At 63.8% G+C, this 19,712-nt stretch carries 13 protein-coding genes; 8 read left to right on the forward strand and 5 right to left on the reverse strand.

Features of this window, described 5'->3' with window-relative positions; genetic code table 11:
- Positions 1-348: 348 nt before the first annotated feature.
- Together mgtA and PspS04_RS15140 are read left to right on the forward strand one after the other, a co-directional pair.
- A complete protein-coding gene (gene mgtA, locus PspS04_RS15135; RefSeq protein ID WP_159996259.1) occupies positions 349-3,063 on the forward strand; it encodes a magnesium-translocating P-type ATPase in 2,715 nt (904 codons plus the stop codon).
- A gap of 123 nt (positions 3,064-3,186) precedes the next feature.
- Positions 3,187-5,130 (forward strand): DNA topoisomerase III, encoded by a 1,944-nt coding sequence (locus PspS04_RS15140; RefSeq protein WP_159998840.1) that lies wholly within the window; start codon positions 3,187-3,189, stop codon positions 5,128-5,130.
- Between the two features lie 286 nt (positions 5,131-5,416).
- On the opposite strand, the gene PspS04_RS15145 is transcribed toward PspS04_RS15140, so the two are convergent.
- The 4 genes from PspS04_RS15145 to PspS04_RS15160 all read right to left on the reverse strand — a co-directional run bounded on the left by PspS04_RS15145 (position 5,417) and on the right by PspS04_RS15160 (position 9,943).
- Entirely contained in the window at positions 5,417-5,995 is a 579-nt protein-coding gene (locus tag PspS04_RS15145; RefSeq protein WP_159996261.1) for a hypothetical protein, read from the reverse strand.
- A gap of 1 nt (position 5,996) precedes the next feature.
- Positions 5,997-8,165: a xanthine dehydrogenase family protein molybdopterin-binding subunit gene (locus PspS04_RS15150; protein WP_095168711.1), complete on the reverse strand. Its 2,169-nt coding sequence runs from the start codon at positions 8,163-8,165 to the stop codon at positions 5,997-5,999.
- Positions 8,166-8,167: 2 nt separating this feature from the next.
- On the reverse strand, positions 8,168-8,629 hold the full coding sequence (locus PspS04_RS15155; protein WP_095168710.1) for a (2Fe-2S)-binding protein: 462 nt from the start codon (positions 8,627-8,629) through the stop codon (positions 8,168-8,170).
- 159 nt (positions 8,630-8,788) lie between these two features.
- Positions 8,789-9,943 (reverse strand): NnrS family protein, encoded by a 1,155-nt coding sequence (locus tag PspS04_RS15160; RefSeq protein WP_159996263.1) that lies wholly within the window; start codon positions 9,941-9,943, stop codon positions 8,789-8,791.
- Between the two features lie 358 nt (positions 9,944-10,301).
- On the opposite strand from PspS04_RS15160, the gene PspS04_RS15165 reads away from it, so the two are divergent.
- From PspS04_RS15165 to PspS04_RS15180, 4 genes are all read left to right on the forward strand, one after another.
- Positions 10,302-10,826 carry a sigma-70 family RNA polymerase sigma factor gene (locus PspS04_RS15165; protein WP_095168708.1) on the forward strand — a complete coding sequence of 175 codons (525 nt, stop codon included), beginning with the start codon at positions 10,302-10,304 and terminating at the stop codon, positions 10,824-10,826.
- A 6-nt stretch (positions 10,827-10,832) separates the two neighbouring features.
- Complete coding sequence (locus PspS04_RS15170; RefSeq protein WP_159996265.1) at positions 10,833-11,825, forward strand: FecR domain-containing protein; 993 nt, start codon at positions 10,833-10,835, stop codon at positions 11,823-11,825.
- A gap of 112 nt (positions 11,826-11,937) precedes the next feature.
- The gene (locus PspS04_RS15175; RefSeq protein WP_178112609.1) at positions 11,938-14,418 is read left to right on the forward strand and encodes a TonB-dependent siderophore receptor; all 2,481 of its coding nucleotides are present in this window, start codon (positions 11,938-11,940) and stop codon (positions 14,416-14,418) included.
- A gap of 149 nt (positions 14,419-14,567) precedes the next feature.
- Entirely contained in the window at positions 14,568-15,401 is an 834-nt protein-coding gene (locus PspS04_RS15180; RefSeq protein WP_159996267.1) for an AraC family transcriptional regulator, read from the forward strand.
- A 3-nt stretch (positions 15,402-15,404) separates the two neighbouring features.
- On the opposite strand, the gene PspS04_RS15185 is transcribed toward PspS04_RS15180, so the two are convergent.
- On the reverse strand, positions 15,405-15,992 hold the full coding sequence (locus tag PspS04_RS15185) for a LysE family translocator (RefSeq protein WP_159996269.1): 588 nt from the start codon (positions 15,990-15,992) through the stop codon (positions 15,405-15,407).
- Positions 15,993-16,184: 192 nt separating this feature from the next.
- Here PspS04_RS15185 and PspS04_RS15190 point away from each other — a divergent pair, with 192 nt between their 5' ends.
- Both PspS04_RS15190 and capB read left to right on the forward strand, forming a co-directional pair.
- Positions 16,185-16,469: a hypothetical protein gene (locus PspS04_RS15190; RefSeq protein ID WP_159996271.1), complete on the forward strand. Its 285-nt coding sequence runs from the start codon at positions 16,185-16,187 to the stop codon at positions 16,467-16,469.
- A gap of 1,460 nt (positions 16,470-17,929) precedes the next feature.
- A complete protein-coding gene (gene capB / locus PspS04_RS15195) occupies positions 17,930-19,675 on the forward strand; it encodes a caprolactamase subunit beta (RefSeq protein ID WP_159996273.1) in 1,746 nt (581 codons plus the stop codon).
- Positions 19,676-19,712 lie beyond the last annotated feature (37 nt).

The raw sequence follows: 19,712 nt of genomic DNA on the forward strand, positions 1-19,712 counted from the left end.
CACCTGATGCAACAGGCCATTTTGCTACTCGGCCGGTTGCTCGGGGCGCGCACTTTCAGTTGATCTGAAAGTTCTCCAGGCACCAATTATCGACGTTTTCCTTATTCAGGAATTCGGCAACTTTCTATTGCCCGTTAAACCATTAATAGAGCGAGGACAAGCATGGACGACGCCAGTAGACGGTTCGCTGTATGCCTGTGTTCCAGCGGTGTACGGCGAACATTAAAACAGCATAACAACAACTCCCAGAATCGATCGCTGCCGGGCGATTCGATGCACTTTCGCTCGCCTTTTATTAGTTGAGTGGTTGCTGTGTCGTGCCGCCAGCCAGCGGCAGGAGCATCCAGCATGAACACAGTAAAAACCGCAAAAAAAGTCCTCAAGGGTAGCCCACGCGACGCCGGCAAACTGTCAATGCGTGCCGCCCGTGAAGCGCAGAACGGCCTGGCCGTGACCCTAGCCAACCTCAAGACCAGCAGCGTCGGCCTGACCGAACTCGACGCCGAAGGCCGCCTGCTGCGCGACGGCAGCAACGAGGTGGCGCACGACCAGCCACCCCACGCCCTGGTGCAAGTACTGAAGGCCTTCAACAACCCCTTTATCTATGTGCTGCTGACCCTGACGGTCATCAGCTTCATCACCGACTTCTGGATCCCTCTGCGGGACGGCGAAGACACCGACCTGACCGGCGTCATCATCGTCCTGGTGATGGTCCTGGCCAGTGGCCTGATGCGCTTCTGGCAGGAGTACCGCTCGGGCAAATCCGCCGAAGCCCTGAAGACCATGGTGCGCACCACCGCCAGCGTGCTGCGCCGCGACCAGCCGGGCAGCACGCCGACCCTGCGCGAAGTACCCATGCGCGAACTGGTGGCAGGCGACATCGTGCAGCTGTCGGCCGGCGACATGATCCCCGCAGACATCCGCCTGCTCGAATCCCGGGACCTGTTCATCAGCCAGGCGGTGCTGACCGGTGAAGCCTTGCCGGTGGAGAAATACGACACCCTGGGGGATGTCGCGCAGAAATCCGCGGCGAGCGTGACCAGCGAGCAGAACAACCTGCTGGACCTGTCCAACATCTGCTTCATGGGCACCAACGTGGTCAGCGGCACCGCGCGCGCCGTGGTGGTCGCCACCGGCCCACGCACCTACTTTGGCTCGCTGGCCAAGGCCATCGTCGGCTCGCGCACGCAAACCGCCTTCGACCGGGGCGTCAACAGCGTCAGCTGGCTGCTGATCCGCTTCATGCTGGTGATGGTGCCGGTGGTGTTGCTGATCAACGGCTTCACCAAGGGCGACTGGAGCGAAGCCTTCATGTTTGCCCTGGCCGTGGCGGTCGGCCTGACCCCGGAAATGCTGCCGATGATCGTCAGTGCCAACCTGGCCAAGGGTGCGGTGGCGATGGCCAAGCGCAAAGTGGTGGTCAAGCGCCTCAATGCGATCCAGAACTTCGGTTCGATGGACGTGCTGTGCACCGACAAGACCGGCACCCTGACCCAGGACAAAATCATCCTCGAGCATCACCTCGACAGCGCCGGCCAGCGCGACGACGCCGTGCTGGAACTGGCCTGGCTCAACAGCCACCACCAAAGCGGCATGAAAAACCTGATGGACCAGGCGGTGGTGCAGTTCGCCCGGCAGAACCCACATTTCAAGCGACCCTTGGCCTACCGCAAGGTCGATGAATTGCCGTTCGACTTCATTCGCCGGCGCCTGTCGATCATCGTCGAAGATAACTGCGCCGATCACCTGCTGGTGTGCAAGGGTGCGGTCGAGGAAATGCTCGCCATCAGCAGCCACCTGCACGAGGACGGCATAGACGTGCCCCTCGATGACCGGCGCCGTCAAGCCTTGCTGCGCCTGGCCAACCAATACAACGAAGACGGCTTCCGCGTGTTGGTGCTGGCGACCCGGCACATCCCCAAGGCCCAGAGCAAAGCCCAGTACGCCACTGGCGACGAGCGCGACCTGGTGATTCGCGGCTTTCTGACCTTCCTCGATCCGCCCAAGGAAACGGCCGGCCCGGCGATTGCTGCGCTGCGGGACATGGGCGTGACCATCAAGGTGCTGACCGGCGACAACCCCGTGGTGACCTGCAAGATCTGCCGTGAAGTCGGCCTGGAACCCGGCAAGCCGCTGCTCGGCCAGGACATCGAGCCGATGGACGACGCGACCCTGCAACAACAGGTCGAGACGCGCACGGTGTTTGCCAAGCTAACGCCGCTGCAGAAATCCCGGGTGCTCAAGGCGCTGCAAGCCAACGGCCACACTGTCGGTTTCCTCGGCGACGGGATCAACGACGCCCCGGCCCTGCGCGATGCCGACGTCGGCATCTCGGTGGACAGCGGCACCGACATTGCCAAGGAATCAGCCGACATCATCCTCCTGGAAAAAAGCCTGATGGTGCTCGAGGAAGGTGTGCTCAAGGGCCGCGAGACCTTCGGCAATATCATGAAGTACCTGAACATGACCGCCAGCTCCAACTTCGGCAACGTGTTCTCGGTGCTGGTGGCCAGCGCGTTCATTCCCTTCCTGCCGATGCTGGCGATCCACCTGTTGCTGCAGAACCTGATGTACGACATCTCCCAACTGGCCCTGCCGTGGGACAAGATGGACAAGGAATACCTGAGCAAACCGCGCAAATGGGATGCGCAGAACATCGGGCGGTTCATGCTGTGGATCGGGCCGACTTCGTCGATCTTCGACATCACCACCTTCGCCCTGATGTGGTACGTGTTCGCGGCCAACAGCGTGGAAATGCAGAGCCTGTTCCAGTCCGGCTGGTTCATCGAAGGGCTGCTGTCCCAGACCCTGGTGGTGCACATGCTGCGCACCCGCAAGATCCCGTTCTTCCAGAGCACCGCGGCGCTACCGGTAATCCTGATGACCGGCCTGGTCATGGTGCTGGGCATCTACATTCCGTTCTCGCCACTGGGCAACCTGGTCGGCCTGACGCCGCTGCCGTGGTCCTACTTCCCGTGGCTGGTGGGCACCCTGCTCAGCTACTGCGTGGTCGCCCAGGTGATGAAGACGCTCTACATCCGCCGTTTCAAGCAGTGGTTTTGAGGGGCTGAGGGGCTGAGGGGCTGAGGGGAGTTATTTTGCTGTACATCCATACATATAAAGATTGATCCAGACCGCTGCACCGCGCATGCTGTGCAGCTTGTTACCTGAAGACTGATGGTCGATATGCGTCTGTATCTGTGTGAAAAACCTTCCCAGGCCAAAGACATTGCCGCGGTGCTCGGCGCCAGCCGGCGTGGCGATGGCTGCTGGCTGGGGTCGGGGATCACCGTCACCTGGTGCATCGGCCACTTGCTGGAAACCGCGCCACCGGATGCCTACGACGCCCGTTATAAACGCTGGGTGCTGGCCGACCTGCCGATCATTCCCGAGAAGTGGAAGATGCTGGTCAAGCCCAAGACCGCCAGCCAGTTCAAGGCGGTCAAGCGCCTGCTGGGCGAGGCCCAGGAACTGGTGATCGCCACCGACGCCGACCGGGAGGGGGAAATGATTGCCCGCGAACTGGTGGAGCACTGTCGTTATCGCGGGCCGATCCAGCGGCTGTGGTTGTCGGCGCTCGACGATGCCTCGATCCGCAAGGCCCTGGCGGCCCTCAAGCCGGGAGCGGAAACCTTCAGCCTGTATCACTCGGCACTGGGTCGCTCGCGGGCCGACTGGTTGATCGGCATGAACATGAGCCGGCTGTTCACCCTGCTCGGGCGCCAGTCCGGTTACCAGGGCGTACTGCCGGTGGGTCGGGTGCAGACCCCGACCCTGCGCCTGGTGGTGGACCGCGACCGCAGCATCGCCGACTTCGTGCCGGTGCCCTATTGGGCGATCGACGTGCAGTTGCTGCACGACGGTATGCCGTTTACCGCCCAATGGCGGGCGCCGTCGGACCTGTGCGATGAACAGGACCGTTGCCTCAATCAAGCACTGGCCCAACAAGCGGCGCACGCCATGCGCAATGCCGCCAGTGCGCGCCTGGTCACACTGCGCACCGAGCGGATGCGGGAGGTCGCACCACTGCCGTTCGACCTCGGCACCCTGCAGGAAATCTGCTCGAAAAAGCTCGGCCTGGGGGCCCAGGAAACCCTCGACGTGGCGCAGGCGCTGTACGAAACCTACAAAGTCATCACCTACCCGCGCAGTGACTGCGGCTACCTGCCCGTGAGCCAGCATGGCGAAGCGGCGGCGATTCTCCAGGCCCTGGGCCGCGCGGACCCAAGCCTCGCGCCGTTGCTCCAGCACCTGCAACCGCAACGCCGCTCCAGGGCCTGGAACGATGCCAAGGTCAGCGCCCACCACGGCATCATCCCCACTGCCGCCGCCCACAACTTCGAGCGACTGAGCGGCAAGCACCGGGCGGTCTACACCTTGATTCGTGCGCGCTACCTGGCGCAGTTCCTCCCCAACCATGAGTACGACCGCACCCAGGCCGACTTCGACTGTGCCGGCCAGGCACTGCGCGCGGTGGGCAAGCAGGTGGTGGAACCGGGTTGGAAACGCGCCATGCCCGAGGCCCTGGCAGCGGCCAAGGGACGCGAACCAGCCGCCCCGCAAAACCTGCCACCCTTGACCCAGGGCAGCGACTATCCAGTTGCCGGCGTCAACCTCAAGGACCTCTGGACCCAGCCACCCAAGCCGTTTACCGAAGGCGACCTGATCAAGGCCATGAAAAACGTGGCCAAGCTGGTACAGGACCCGCTGCTCAAGCAAAAGCTCAAGGACACCACCGGCATCGGCACCGAAGCCACCCGCGCGGGGATCATCCAGGGGCTGCTGGACCGTGGTTACCTGGTCAAGCACGGCAAGGCGCTGGCTGCCACGCCGGCGGCCTTCAGCCTGATCGACGCCGTCCCCCGGGCCATCGCCGATCCCGGCACCACGGCCATCTGGGAACAAGCCCTGGACATGGTGCAGAGCGGTGAGATGAGCCTGGAAGAGTTTGTCGCCAAGCAGGCCGCCTGGATGAGCAAGCAAGTGGGCCGCTGCACCGGCCTGCGCCTGACCATCAGCGGCCCGGCAAGCCCGGCCGGCAAAGGCGCGACGCCCTGGAAAGGCAAACGCAAGAGCACTGCGCGCAAAACCGCAACGACCGGCAAACGCAAGGCCAAGCCCAAGGCCTGAGGCAACTGCCAAACTTGTAGGAGCGAGCTTGCTCGCGATGGCGGTGCGTCAGGCACCATCGATGTTGAATGTGCTGACCCCATCGCGGGCAAGCCCGCTCCCACAGTGTTTTTGCCTGACCGCAGATCTCGCATGCACCCAACAAACCTGTGGGAGCGGGCTTGCTCCGGGCGGCGTTCCGACGATGGCGGTGCGTCAGGCACCATCAATGTTGAATGTGCTGACCCCATCGCGGGCAAGCCCGCTCCCACAGTGTTTTTGCCTGCCCGCAGATCTCGCCTGTCCCCTAACTCCCCGCCCCCGGACACGGCCCGCCCGCCTCGGCCCACAGCTTGAACTGGCTGACAAACACATCATGGGGCACCGGCACCGGCGCTCGGTTACCGCCGGGGTTCCAGCCCCAAAGCACCAGCTTGTCATCGCTGACATGCTTGATCAGCGCAGCAAAGTCGCGGTCGCCGTTGCTCGAACGGTCCTTGATCATCTGGCACAACTGATCGGCCGGCAGCCCGATCCAGGCCATTTTGTGCGCGGCCGGTGGCAGGCTCCAGTGAGGGGCACCGGGTGGCGCGTGGGGGCCATAGCTGGCCGGAGGATTGGACTCGGCATGACAAGTAGCACAGGGCAAGCCAGCAGACCCCTTGCCCTCCACCCCGCGCACCACATTCATCCCGTGGGTCAGCCCGGCATCGAACTGCAAAGGCGCATCCCCAGGAATATGGCAGTTCTGGCAGCGCGGGCTCTGGAACACCTTCTGCACCGTGCCAAATGCGCTCAGCGCTGGCGACTCTTCGGCGAACAGGTCCGAGGTGTAGCCGCCCACCCCGAGCAACAGCAACGTGGCCAAAAACAGGTGGCGTCTCATCTCACACCCCCTCCAGTTGCAACGGCAACTCACGCAAGCGTTGTCCGGTCAGGGCATACACCGCATTGGCCACCGCCGGCGCAGTGGGTGGCACGCCAGCCTCGCCAATACCACCCGGCTTCTCGTTGCTGGGCAGGATGTGCACCTGCACCTCGGGCATTTCGTTGAGTCGCAGCACCTGGTAGTCGTGGTAGTTGGACTGCACCACCTGGCCGTCCTTGAAGGTCACCTTGCTGTGCAAGGTGAAACCCAGGCCGAAAGTGATGCAGGACTCCATTTGCGCGGCAATGCTCGCCGGGTTCACCGCAATCCCGCAATCGACGGCGCAGACCACCCGGTGCACGCGGATTTTCAGGTTGTCCTGGGACACTTCCGTGACTTGCGCGACATAACTGCCAAAGGACTCGTGCACCGCCACACCCAGGGCATGTCCCGCCGGCAAGGGTGCCTGCCAGTTGGCTTTTTCTACGGCCAGGTTGAGCACCCCTAGATGCCGTGGATGGTCCTTGAGCAAGGTCCGCCGGTAGTCCACCGGGTCCTTGCCCGCCGCTGCGGCCAGTTCGTCGATCAAGGATTCCATGACAAAGGCGGTGTGGGTGTGCCCCACCGAACGCAGCCACAGCACGCTGATGCCGGTCTTGGGTGAGTGCAGGTCGACCCGGTGATTGGCCAGGCCGACCAGGTAGGGACTGTCCGCCACCCCTTCGACCGAAGTCTTGTCGATGCCGTCCTTGACCATGCTTGCCTCCAACATGGTCCCGGCCATGATCGACTGGCCCACCAGCACATGCTGCCAGGCCAATGGCAAGCCGTCCGGCCCCAGGCCGATCCGCGCGTGATGCAGGAAGGCCGAGCGGTAATAGCCGCCACGGATGTCATCTTCGCGCGACCACACGGTTTTCACCGGCGCACCGGCGGCGTGGGCCACTTGCACCGCCTCACTGACAAAATCCGAGGTCGGGTTGGCCCGCCGGCCAAAACCGCCGCCAAGGAATTCGGTATGAATCACCACCTGCTCGGGCTTGAGCCCGGTGATCTTCGCCGCGACCATCTGGTCCAGGGTCTGGAACTGGGTGCCAGTCCAGATCTCGCATTGCTGGTTGGTAATGCGCACCGTGCAGTTGAGCGGCTCCATCGGCGCATGCGCCAGATACGGCACGCTGTACTCGACATCCACAGTCTTCGTCGCCTTGGCCAACGCCGCGCTGACATCCCCCGCCTGGCTGGCCGGGGTGCCCGCGGTGGTGGCCAGCTTGCGAAAGCCCTGCAGCAGGGCAACGCTGTCCAGGCCAGCATTGGGACCCAGGTCCCAGTCGATTTTCAGCGCATCGCGCCCCAGCTTGGCGGCCCAATAATGATCGGCCACCACCGCCACGCCCGTGGGCACCTGCAGCACCTTGTGCACTCCGGGCACCGCCAGCGCGGCCTGAGCGTCGAACGAGCGGACGCTGCCGCCCAGTACCGGTGGACGGGCGACCATGGCGGTGAGCAGGCCCTCGAACTGCACGTCCATGCCGAACTTGGCCTGGCCGGTGATTTTTTCCGGGGAGTCCAGGCGCTTGGTCGGCTTGCCGATCAGGGTCCAGTCCTTGGCTTGCTTGAGCTTGATTGAAGCCGGATCCGGCACCGGCAGTTGCCCCGCCTCATTGGCCAGTTCGCCATAGCTGGCCCGCTGCTCGCCGGCAATTACCACTCCCGCCTCAGTGCGCACCTGGGATGGCGCAACGTTGAAGCGCTTGGCGCCAGCCTCGATCAACATCAGGCGCGCGGCGGCACCGGCCTGGCGATAGCGGTCGAACTCCATCCAGGTCGAAGTCGAGCCCCCGGTGATCTGCATGCCGCCAAAGGCTGGCAGGCCGTACAACGCCGCCGATGCCGGGCCGTGTTCGACGCGTATCTTGCTCCAATCCGCGTCCAGTTCCTCGGCGATCAGCATGGTCAGGCCGGTCCAGATGCCCTGGCCCATTTCCGAGTGCCCCAACAGTATGGTGACGCTGCTGTCCGGGGCGATCCGCAAAAACGCGTTGGGCGCAAAGCCAGGATCGGCGGCTGTGGCAGCGCGGGCAAAACGGTTGGCCCCGGGGATCACAAACCCCACCACCAGGCCGGCGCCCAGCACGGCGCTGCCTTTGAGAAAGGACCGGCGCGAGCTATCAATGAGTACGCTCATGCTCAGGCCTCCCCGATTTGCGCAGCACGCTTGATCGCCGCCCGAATACGCGGGTAGGTGCCACAGCGGCAGATGTTGCCCGACAGCGCCTGATCGATATCGCTGTCGGTCGGCGCGGGAATTTTCGCCAGCAAGGCCACTGCCGACATGATCTGCCCAGACTGGCAGTAACCGCATTGCACCACGTCGATCTCGGCCCAGGCCCTCTGCACCGGGTGCGAGCCGTCGCTGGACAAGCCTTCGATGGTGACAATCTTCTGTCCCTTGGCCACCGCCGCAGCCGGGGTGATACACGAGCGCAAGGGCGCACCGTCGACATGCACGGTGCAGGCCCCGCATTGCGCCATGCCGCAGCCGAATTTGGTCCCGGTCAAGTGCGCGACATCGCGCAACACCCACAACAGTGGCATGTCGCCGGGCACTTCCAGGGGTTGATCGATGCCATTGATATTGAACGTCAGCACGGCAATCTCCTCAGGGACGGTCAGGACTCACGGTGTCCTGGGTCAGCGTCGCTGTGGCATCGAGTGCCTACGCGCGCTGGTGGTTGTCCCTTGAGCTAAGCGCAATTCCCCCGGCAATTGGGCTGGCGCGACCACCGGTCAGGCACCGATCTAACCGTCCTACACCCTGGGCCCGCTTAAAATCCGCGTGTAACCCTGCAAAAACAGGGCGAACGCCAGGCACCAGCACAACGCTGAAATCCCCAGGCCATGGCTGTTGAACGGCACCAGCAACACCCGGGACAGACCGGCCAGCAGCACCAGGGCGAATCCCAGCACCACCCCTTTGGGCGGCTGCAGCGGGCGCCCGGTATGCCCCAGGCTGACCCGGGCGATCATCGCCAGCACCAGGCCGCCGATGCCGCCGACCGCCAGCGCGTGGGTGGCCAGGCTCTGTTGCGCCAGCACCCCCAGTTGCCACAGCGCCATGGCCAGCGCGGCCACCAGCAGCCAGGCATAAGCCAGGTACAGCGACCAGAGCAGTGGTACGCGCCAGATGCCCCGGTCATGCCAACGCCACAGGCGCGCCAGGTGCAGTCCACCGATCAACAAGTACAGCGCCGCCAGCCCGGGCCGCGGCAGGTCGTTGCTGCCGATGCCGATCAGCACCGCCGCCAGCAGGCTGGTTACCAGCAGCACCCGGGTCGGCAGCGGGCTGGCCGCAGGACCTGGCGCGCGTTGCAGGCCGCGTTGAATAAAGAAGGGAATCACCCGCCCACCAATGACACTCATCAACCCCGCCACCAACCACAGTGCCGCCAACACCCCACGGCGCTGCCAGGCCAGGTCCTCGTGGGCCATGCCCCACAGCGTCAGCCACTGACAACCGGCCAACAAGCCGATCATCAACAGGATCGGGTAGTTCTCGGTTTTACCCGCCGCGATCAGGTCCCGTCCAAGCAACAGTGCCAGTAACGGCAGGAACGGCAGTTGCAGAACCAGCAAGGCACTCGCGTCGATCGGCAGCAGCCAGGCCAGGCGCGCCAGCAGCCATACCAGCACCAGGCCCAGCAGCGGCCAGCCGCACACCCCGCGGCGGCCGGTCCAGTTGGGGACCGCCGTCAGCAGGAACCCGGCAATGATCGCCGTGGCAAAACCAAAGGGCATTTCGTGCCGATGCCAGGCGACCATGCCGCCCAGGGGCTGGGCCGCCGGCAAGCGCCCGTACAACCACAGACTCCAGATCGCCAGCGCGACACAGGCAAACCCGGCGCCGGCAAGAAAAAACGGGCGAAAACCCAAGCTCCACAGGGGAACATCCTTGATCGAAGGCATGTCAGGCCACCCCGTCTATCAGCCATAGATTGCTGCCGAACATTGTTCGTCACTCCCTAATCCGTCAGTTGTAGCTGATAGCTATCAAGTCCCGTGCCAGCTTCAACCTCCGGCAAACCCTGGCCTTGACAGCTTGAGAGTCATATTGACTGCACACCATTCAGGTCATAACGACCACACCGCACGTCATAATGACTACTTGAACCGGCTGCCTGGACGAATTTACCGTCGGCCGCAGCAATCAAGTGCCTAAAAGCAAACCAATATCATTTGCACCCTGACACACCTTTTGTTTTAATCGCGACCAATTCCCATTTGCACCTCTGGTGCCATCACGCCGTATGGAAATGCGCTCTTTATGATGGTCGTCGAAACCTCACTCGTGCAGAACCTCTACACCAGCCACCATCGCTGGTTGTACGAGCTGCTGCGTCGTCGCCTGAGCAACGCCTTCGATGCCGCGGACCTGGCCCACGACACCTTCATCCGAGTCCTCAAGCGCCCGCAGGAGTTCCAGGGCGAAGTCCATGAGCGCTCCTACCTGGCGACCATCGCCCGTGGCCTGTGCATTGATCACTGGCGCCGCCGACAACTGGAACAGGCCTGGCTGCAGGCACTGAGCGAACGCCCCCAGGCCGTGCAACCCTCTCCCGAGCAACGGGCGATCATCGTCGAAACCCTGCACGAAGTGGACGCCATGTTGCAGCGCCTGCCGCAGCGGGTCAGCGACGCGTTCATCCTCGCGCAACTGCACGGCATGCCCTACAAAGCCATTGGCCTGGAGATCGGCGTGTCCGAGCGTATGGTCAAGAAGTACCTGGCCCAGGCCCTGATGCACTGCGCCATTCTCGAGGCCGAACTCGACGGCCTGCTGATCGAGTAACCGCCCTTGCCCACCCCTGCCTTGAACAAACTCAGTCACGCCAGCCTGCAACAAGCGGCCCATTGGTACGTGCAACTCAACGACCAACAGGTCGGCGAGCAGGAGCGCCTGCGCTGGCAAGCCTGGCTGGCCCAGAGCGGCGAGCATCAGGATGCCTGGCGGTATGTGCAGCGGGTCGGCGAGCGCTTTGCGCCACTGCAGGGCGACACCGATACCCAAGCGGCGAGCAAGGTCTTGCGCGGTTCCGGACGCACCAGCGTCACGCGGCGCCAGACCCTCAAGTCGTTGTTGATCCTGACCTCGGGCAGCCTGCTGGGCTTCGGTGCCTGGCGCCAGACCTCGCTGCCCGCCACCCTGGAGCGCTGGACCGCCGACCTCTCCACCGGCACCGGTGAAATACGCGAAACCCGGCTCAGCGATGGCAGCCAGGTCTGGCTCAACGCCTTGAGCGCGCTGGATGTACGCTTCGACAGCCACCAGCGGCTGCTCAACCTGCGACTCGGCGAAATCCTGATCGACACCGCCAAGGACGCCCTCAGGCCGTTGCGTGTGCACACCGACCAAGGCCTGCTACACGCCCTGGGTACACGCTTCAGTGTGCGCCAGGGCCAGGGCCAGGATCGGACCTTGCTCAGCGTGTTCGAAGGTGCGGTCCAGGTGCGCCTGGCCAACGCCCAGGTGCAGGTGGTGCCCGCTGGCCGACAAATGGCCTTCAGCCAGGATCGCTTCGAGCCTCAACACCCGGTCTCCCCCGCACGCGAAGCCTGGCGCCGTGGCGTGCTGCTGGCGGACAACCTGCCCCTGGGCCAGTTGCTCGAAGAACTGAGCCGCTACCGCCACGGCCATCTGGCCTGCGACCCGGCCGTCGCGCAGATGCCGGTGATGGGCTCCTTCCCGCTCAAGGACACCGACCAGGCCCTGCGCCTGCTGGCCGCCGCGCTGCCAATCGCGGTGGAAAAGCCCATGCCGTGGTGGGTCAACGTCAACGCCAGAAGCTAAAGATCAATCAATTACGAATTATTTTGATTCGCGGTTCCCTTTTGCGTTTTTCGTTCGGATAACCCTGCACAAGTACTTCAATTGCCGATCGACTCGATCCAAAGGGACCCCCATGCCGCACCACGTCGCTGCCCGTTTTCGATTTGCCTTGCGCCCCCTGGCGCTGGCCCTGCCGGCCGCTCTGCTGAGCCTTGCCCCGGCAGTCGCCCATGCCGCTGAAACCGCCGCCAGCGAACAGTCCAGCAGCAAGCGCCAATACAGCATCGCCAGTGGCTCGCTGGTCGCGGCCCTGAACAGCTACGCCGAGCAAAGTGGGGTGTTCCTCGCCGGGCACAACGACCTGGCCAGCGGCAAGCGCAGCCCGGGCCTCAAAGGTAACTTCAGCGCAACCGAAGCCCTGCAGCGCTTGCTGCAAGGCAGTGGCCTGCAGGCCCAGGCCCTGGACAATGGCGGCTACATCCTGCAAGCAGCCCCCAAGGGTGACGGCACCCTGGAACTGGGCGCCACCACCATCTCCGGCCAGGGCCTGGGCGCGACCACCGAAGATACGCACTCCTACACCACCGGCTCGACCGCCACCGCCACCGGACTGCCGCTGTCGCTGCGCGAAACCCCGCAATCGGTGACCGTGATCACCCGCCAGCAAATGGACGACCGTGGCGCCCAGAGCGTCGGCGATGTGTTGCGCAATACCCCAGGCATCAGCCAACAGGCCTACGACAGCGACCGCATGGAGTTTTCCTCCCGCGGCTTTGCCATCACCAACTACCAGTACGATGGCATCAACCGTCCCTACGACGGCGTCTACGGTGAAGCGGCGACCAACGTCGACGCCGCCACCCTGGACCGCATCGAAGTGGTCAAGGGCGCAACCGGCCTGATGACCGGCTCCGGCGACCCCTCCGCCACCGTCAACCTGGTCCGCAAGAAGCCGACCAAGGAATTCAAGGCCTCGGTCAGCGGCACGGCCGGCTCCTGGGACGCCTACCGCACCGAGGGTGATATCTCCGGCCCGCTGAACGACAGCGGTAGCGTGCGCGGGCGCTTTGTCGGCGCCTATCAGGACAAGAACTCCTACCTGGACCACTACAGCCAGAAAAAGGACCTGTTCTACGGCATCCTCGAAGCCGACCTGACCCCCGACACCCTGCTGACCTTCGGCATCGACAAGTCCAGCGTGACCCCGCGTGGCACCTCGTGGACCGGTAACCCGACCTACTTCGCCGACGGCGGCCGCACCGACTTCCCACGGCACTTCAACCCGGGTGCCGACTGGAGCCGTCGCGACTTCGACGACATCACCTACTTCACCTCCCTGGAACAGGCCCTGGCCAACGACTGGACGTTCAAGGTCAGCCTCGACCAGAAAACCACCGACCACGACACCCGCCTGGCCTCGGCCAGCGGCGGCAGCCCGGACCGTGCCACCGGTGAAGGCATGTTCCTGTACTGGGGTCGTTGGGAAGGTCACCGCGTGCAGAACACCGCCGACGCCAACGTCTCGGGGCCGTTTACCCTGGGCGGGCGTGAACACGACCTGGTGGCCGGCGTGATGACCTCGCACTCGCGCCAGACCGGCTCGACCTTCGACACCAGTGCCTTCAGCCAGGTGCCGGGCAGCATTTATGACTGGGACGGCGACCTGCCGTACCAGGAGTTCCCGAAAAACGGCAAGTACGAGCGCACCCAAAGCCAGAACGGCATGTACCTGGCTACCCGTCTGCGTCCTACCGATAACCTGTCGTTCATCCTCGGCAGTCGCGTAAGCACCTTCAAGTACAACGAAGACTATTCCTACACCCAAAGCGCGGGCCTTGACGACACCCACGCCAGCTACAAGGAACACGGGGTCGTCACCCCCTACGCCGGGGTCGTGTATGACCTCAACGATACTTACTCGCTCTACGCCAGCTACACCTCGATCTACCAACCGCAGACCTACAAGGACATCGACGGCAAGACCCTGGCACCGGTCGAAGGCGACAGCTACGAAACCGGGATCAAGGCCGCCTACCTGGACGGCACGCTGAACGCCAGCCTGGCCCTGTTCCGCATCGAACAGGACAACGTCGCCGAGTCGATCGGCACCAACCCGGTCACCAACGAAGGCATCTACAAGGCCATCGACGGCGCGACCACCCAGGGCATCGAGCTGGAGCTGGCCGGTGAGTTGCAAGAAGGCTGGAACCTGATGGCCGGCTACACCTATGCCCGCACCCGTGACCAGGATGAGCAACGGATCTTTGGTTATCCGCTGACCACCTCCAAGCCGGAGCACGTGTTCCGCACGTTCACCTCCTACCGTCTGCCGGGCGCACTGGACAAGGTCACCGTCGGCGGCGGCGTCAGTTGGCAGAGCTCGTTCTACGGCAACATCTACAGCTCAAGCGTGGGTGACTACACCCGGATCAAGCAAGGCGGCTACTCCCTGGTCGACCTGATGACCCGCTACCAGTTCAACGAGCACCTGAGCTTCACCGCCAATGCCAACAACGTCTTCGACAAGAAGTACCTGTCAGGCCTGGGTAACTTCGACACCACCTACTACGGCGAGCCACGCAACCTGATGCTCACCACCAAGTGGGACTTCTAAACCTGTGACACCCGCACGCTGCCCGCTCCCCGGGCAGCGTGCGGTTTCCCCCGCCTGACTACCGACAATCGTCATCCCCCCACAACCACGAGCCTTTGCCGTTGCGAGCCATTACACTGGCCCACCGGACTGTCAAAGGACGTTGACCGATGAAGCACGCCATCACCAAAGATGCCGACAAAGCCCCGCGCTTCTGGCGTGATGCGGCCCTGCCCTTCATCGAGGCCCGCGCCATCGCGAATGGCCGCGAAGTCTGCTACGCCCGCCATTCCCACGAACACTTTTCGATCGGCGCAATCACTGCCGGACGCAGCACCTACGTGCATGAACAGGGGTCCTGGCAAGTGGCGACCGGCACCGTGGTCCTGATGAATCCTGGCGACGTGCACGCCTGCAATCCCATCGACGATCAACCCTGGTCGTACCTCATGTTGTATGTCGACACGCCCTGGCTGACTGACCTGCAGCATCAGTTGGGCTTTGCTGCCGAGCTGGATTTTCGTCGGTTCGCCTGCGCCCATACCGCCGACCACGCGCTGTTCGATGGCCTTACCCAGCTGTATGAACTGTTGCTCGATGCCCAGGCCTCCACCCTGCAGAAGCACAGCGCCACGGTGGCGTTTTTCACCGAGGTGCAGATCCGTCTCAACCCGGCCCAGGTCATGCTCGATGAGCCCAACAGCAAGCTCGAACGGGCTGCCGAATACATCCGCGAACACTGCACCCAGGCGCTCAAGCTCGATGACATCTGCGCGGCCGCCGAGCTTTCGGCCTCGTACCTGATCCGCGCGTTCAAGCAGCAGTACGGCATGACGCCCCATGCGTACCTGGTCAACCGCCGCATCCAGTTCGCCCGCCAGCAATTGCGCCAGGGTAGGCTGATCGCCGACGTGGCGCTGGACGCCGGGTTTGCCGACCAGGCGCATTTCCAGCGGGCGTTCAAACAGCACCTGGCCGCGACACCCGGGCAGTATCGCGGCTGACCCTCAGGGCAACAGCAGGTAGCCGGCACTCACCGCCAACAGCAACGCCATCACCCGATTGAACAGGCGCAGGCCTCCAGCGTTGCTCAAGTACTGGCGCAGGAACGTCCCGGCATAGGCCCAACAGGCCACCGACAGATAGCACACCACCAGGTACACCGCGGCAAACTGCCAGACCAGTCGCGTATCGCCGTCCGCGACAAACGCCCCCATCCCCGCGACACAGGCCAGCCACGCCTTGGGGTTGAGCCATTGCATCAAGGCGCCGTAGAACAGGGTTGGCGCCTGTGCGGCATCGGCGGTGCCCAGGCGTCCGTCATCGGTGGCAAGCTTGCAGGCCATGAACAACAGGAATGCCACCCCGGCCAGTTGCACCACCCGGGTTAACCCCGGCCAGAGTTTGAGCAGCTCATGCAGCCCCAACCCCATCAACACCAGCAACAGCACAAAGCCCAAAGTGGCACCCAGCACATGCCGCTGACTGGCACGAAAGCCATACTGCGCACCCGAACTCAAGGCCACGATATTCACCGGCCCCGGCGTGATAGACGCAGCCAGCGCAAACGCGGCCATGGACATAATCAGACTCATTGCACTTTTCTCCAGCAACTGGGGAACATCCCTGGGTGCAAGGTAAAAGCCCGGCCAACGCCTGTATTGAAGAAAAACACCCAACCACTCACCCACCGAGAAATTGGTTGCGGGCCCATAGGGAACAGAACCCGGGTAGCTGCGCGCTGTCACTAACTGTATGGGGATATGTCACACGAAGGAGGGCCACCCATGGTGACTCACTACAAGACCGCCGGGCACCTTGCCTGCGGTCATCACGGCAAGAACCTGGTTTCCACCACCGAGTTCGCCCGGGTCAAATGCCGCAGCTGCCGCAACACCGATGCATTCAAGGACGCCCGCAGAGAAGCGCGCAACGCCGCCCGCCGCGCCGCCCGCAAGGCCAAGGTGGCCCATGCCGCCCTCGACTGGCGCGCCGCCTGGCTGCAACGCCTGAGCGACCTGCCCGGCCGCCAACGCCTGCCACGGGGATTCAGCGGCCAGCCGTTCGTTTGACGCGCTGCGTCATCGTTGACGAGCATCGCGAGCAGGCTCGCTCCTACGGTGATTTCGGCTGCACGCAGATTGCGCATACACCCACCAAACCTGTGGGAGCGGGCTTGCCCGCGATGGCGGAGTGTCAGGCGCCATATAGGTTGGCTGTACCGGCCTGATCGCGAGCAAGCTCGCTCCTACAGTGATTTCAACTGCCCGCAGATTGCGCATACACCCACAAAACCTGTGGGAGCGGGCTTGCCCGCGATGGCGGTGTGTCAGGCGCCATATAGGTTGGCCGTACCGGCCTGATCGCGGGCAAGCCCGCTCCTACAGTGATTTCGGCTGCACGCAGATCCCGCATACACCCACAAAACCTGTGGGAGCGGGCTTGCCCGCGATGGCGGTGTGTCAGGCGCCATATAGGTTGGCTGTACCGGCCTGATCGCGAGCAAGCTCGCTCCTACAGTGATTTCGGCTGCTCGCAGATTGCGCATACACCCACAAAACCTGTGGGAGCGGGCTTGCCCGCGATGGCGGTGTGTCAGGCGCCATATAGGTTGGCCGTACCGGCCTGATCGCGGGCAAGCCCGCTCCTACAGTGATTTCGGCTGCACGCAGATCCCGCATACACCCACAAAACCTGTGGGAGCGGGCTTGCCCGCGATGGCGGTGTGTCAGGCGCCATAGATGTCGCCTGTGCTGGCCTGATCGCGGGCAAGCCCGCTCCTACAGTGATTTCGGCTGCTCGCAGATTGCGCATACACCCACAAAACCTGTGGGAGCGGGCTTGCCCGCGATGGCGGTGTGTCAGGCGCCATAGATGTCGCCTGTGCTGGCCTGATCGCGGGCAAGCCCGCTCCTACAGTGATTTCGGCTGCACGCAGATCCCGCATACACCCACAAAACCTGTGGGAGCGGGCTTGCCCGCGATGGCGGTGTGTCAGGCGCCATATAGGTTGGCTGTACCGGCCTGATCGCGGGCAAGCCCGGTCCTACAGTGATTTCGGCTGCACGCAGATTGCGCATTCACCCACAAAACCTGTGGGAGCGGGCTTGCCCGCGATGGCGGTGTGTCAGGCGCCATATAGGTTGGCTGTACCGGCCTGATCGCGGGCAAGCCCGCTCCTACAGTGATTTCGGCTGCACGCAGATCCCGCATACACCCACAAAACCTGTGGGAGCGGGCTTGCCCGCGATGGCGGTGTGTCAGGCGCCATATAGGTTGGCTGTACCGGCCTGATCGCGAGCAAGCTCGCTCCTACAGTGATTTCGGCTGCTCGCAGATTGCGCATACACCCACAAAGCCTGCTCGCGATGGCGGAGTGTCAGGCGCCACCGTTGTTGCCAGTACCCTCCCCGTCAAATCCCAGTGCACTGGCTGACAAGCCAGCCACCCGCGCGTCGGCGTAGCTTGGTGGCGTGGGCGAACGACGCGATATGCGCTCCAACCTCAATAACAACAAGACCCCTGGTGACCCATGAGTACAGTAGATCCGATCACCCTGGCGGTGGTGCGCGGCGCGCTCGAGACTGCGCAGCGGGAAATGACCCTGACCCTGGAAAAAACCGGTCGCTCGAGCGTGTTCAACCTCGCTCACGACTATTCCAATGCCCTGTTCGATCACCTTCCGGAAATGATCCTGCAAGGCCAGGACATCCCCATCCACCTCGGCTCCCTCATCCCGGCCATGAAATGCGTCGCCGGCTTCTTCGGCGACGACATCCTCGAAGGCGATGTGATTTACCACAACGACCCGGCCTACAAAGGCAGCCACATCCTCGACTGCTGCATGTACAAACCGGTGTTCTACCAAGGCGAACTGGTGTTCTGGGCCGTGTGCAAAGGCCACCTGACCGACATCGGCGGCCCCGTACCCGCCGGCTACAACCCCGACGCCAAGGAGATCTACGCCGAAGGCCTGCGCATTCCGCCGGTCAAGCTCTGGTCCCAGGGCAAGCGCCGCGAGGACGTGATCAACCTGCTGCTGACCAACATGCGCGCCCGGGCCTATCAGGAAGGTGACCTCAACGCCCAATACGGCGCCTGCACCGTCGGCGAGCGGCACCTGCTGCAACTGCTCGAGCGCTATGGCGTGGAGCAGGTGCGGGCCTGTATCGCCGAGCTCAAGGACATGGCCGACCGGCACATGCGCGCGCTGCTGCGTGAAGTCCCCGACGGTTTCTACAGCGGCACCGCGGTACTGGAAGACTCCGGCCACGGCCTGGGCGAACTGGCGATCACCGCGCGGGTGGAGATTCGCGGCGACGAGGCCCACGTGCTGATCGAAAGCCCGCCGCAGGTGCCGTACTTCATCAACTCCTATGCCGGCAACTCGGTGTCGGGGGTGTACCTGGGGCTGATGATGTTTGCCCAGGTACCGCCGCCCTACAACGAAGGCCTGTACCGCTGCGTGTCGGTCGACCTCGGGCCACCCGGCACCCTGTGCAACGCCTCCGAACCGGCGCCCCACGTCAACAGCACCACCACGCCGATGGAAACCCTCGCCGATGCGGTACGCCAGGCCCTGGAGCAAGCCGCGCCAGAGCGAGTCACAGCGTCCTGGGGCCACGCCAGCGGGATCAACATTGCTGGCCACGACCCCCGCAACGGCAACGCCGAATACGTGACCATGGTCCTCGCCTCGATCATCTCCGGCGCGGGTGCCAACCAGGCCATGGACGGCTGGCCGGCGTGCGGGCCGCTGTGCTGCTTCGGCGCGCTGATGTCCGGTGACATCGAGTTGCTCGAGTACTCCTACCCGATCCTGATCCACCGCTACAGCATGATGACCGACAGCGGTGGCGCCGGTGAATTTCGTGGTGGCTCAGGCACCCGTATCGAAATCGAACCGCTGGACCACGCGATGACGGTGGTCGGCTTCGGTGAAGGCCGGCAACTGCCCACGGCGGGTGCGGCGGGTGCCAGCAACGTCCTGCTGGAACCGAAACTGGGGCGGCTGATCCACCGCAAGGTCGATGACGCAGAAGACCACTTCACCTACAACGCACAACTGACGGCCCAGCCCGGCGAACGGGTGATCAACATCAACCCCGGCGGTGGCGGCTACGGCAACCCGTTGCGCCGACCTGTGAGCAGTGTGCTGGAGGACGTGCGCAACGGCCTGGTGTCGCTTGAAGGCGCGCGTCGCGAGTACGGCGTGGCCATCGACGGCAACGGCCAGGTCGACGACGCCGCGACCCATGCCCTGCGCACCGCGCACTGATCACGCCAGCCCCTTGAGCCATCTGGAATCCGACACC

The sequence above is a fragment of the Pseudomonas sp. S04 genome (assembly GCF_009834545.1).
Classification (GTDB): domain Bacteria; phylum Pseudomonadota; class Gammaproteobacteria; order Pseudomonadales; family Pseudomonadaceae; genus Aquipseudomonas.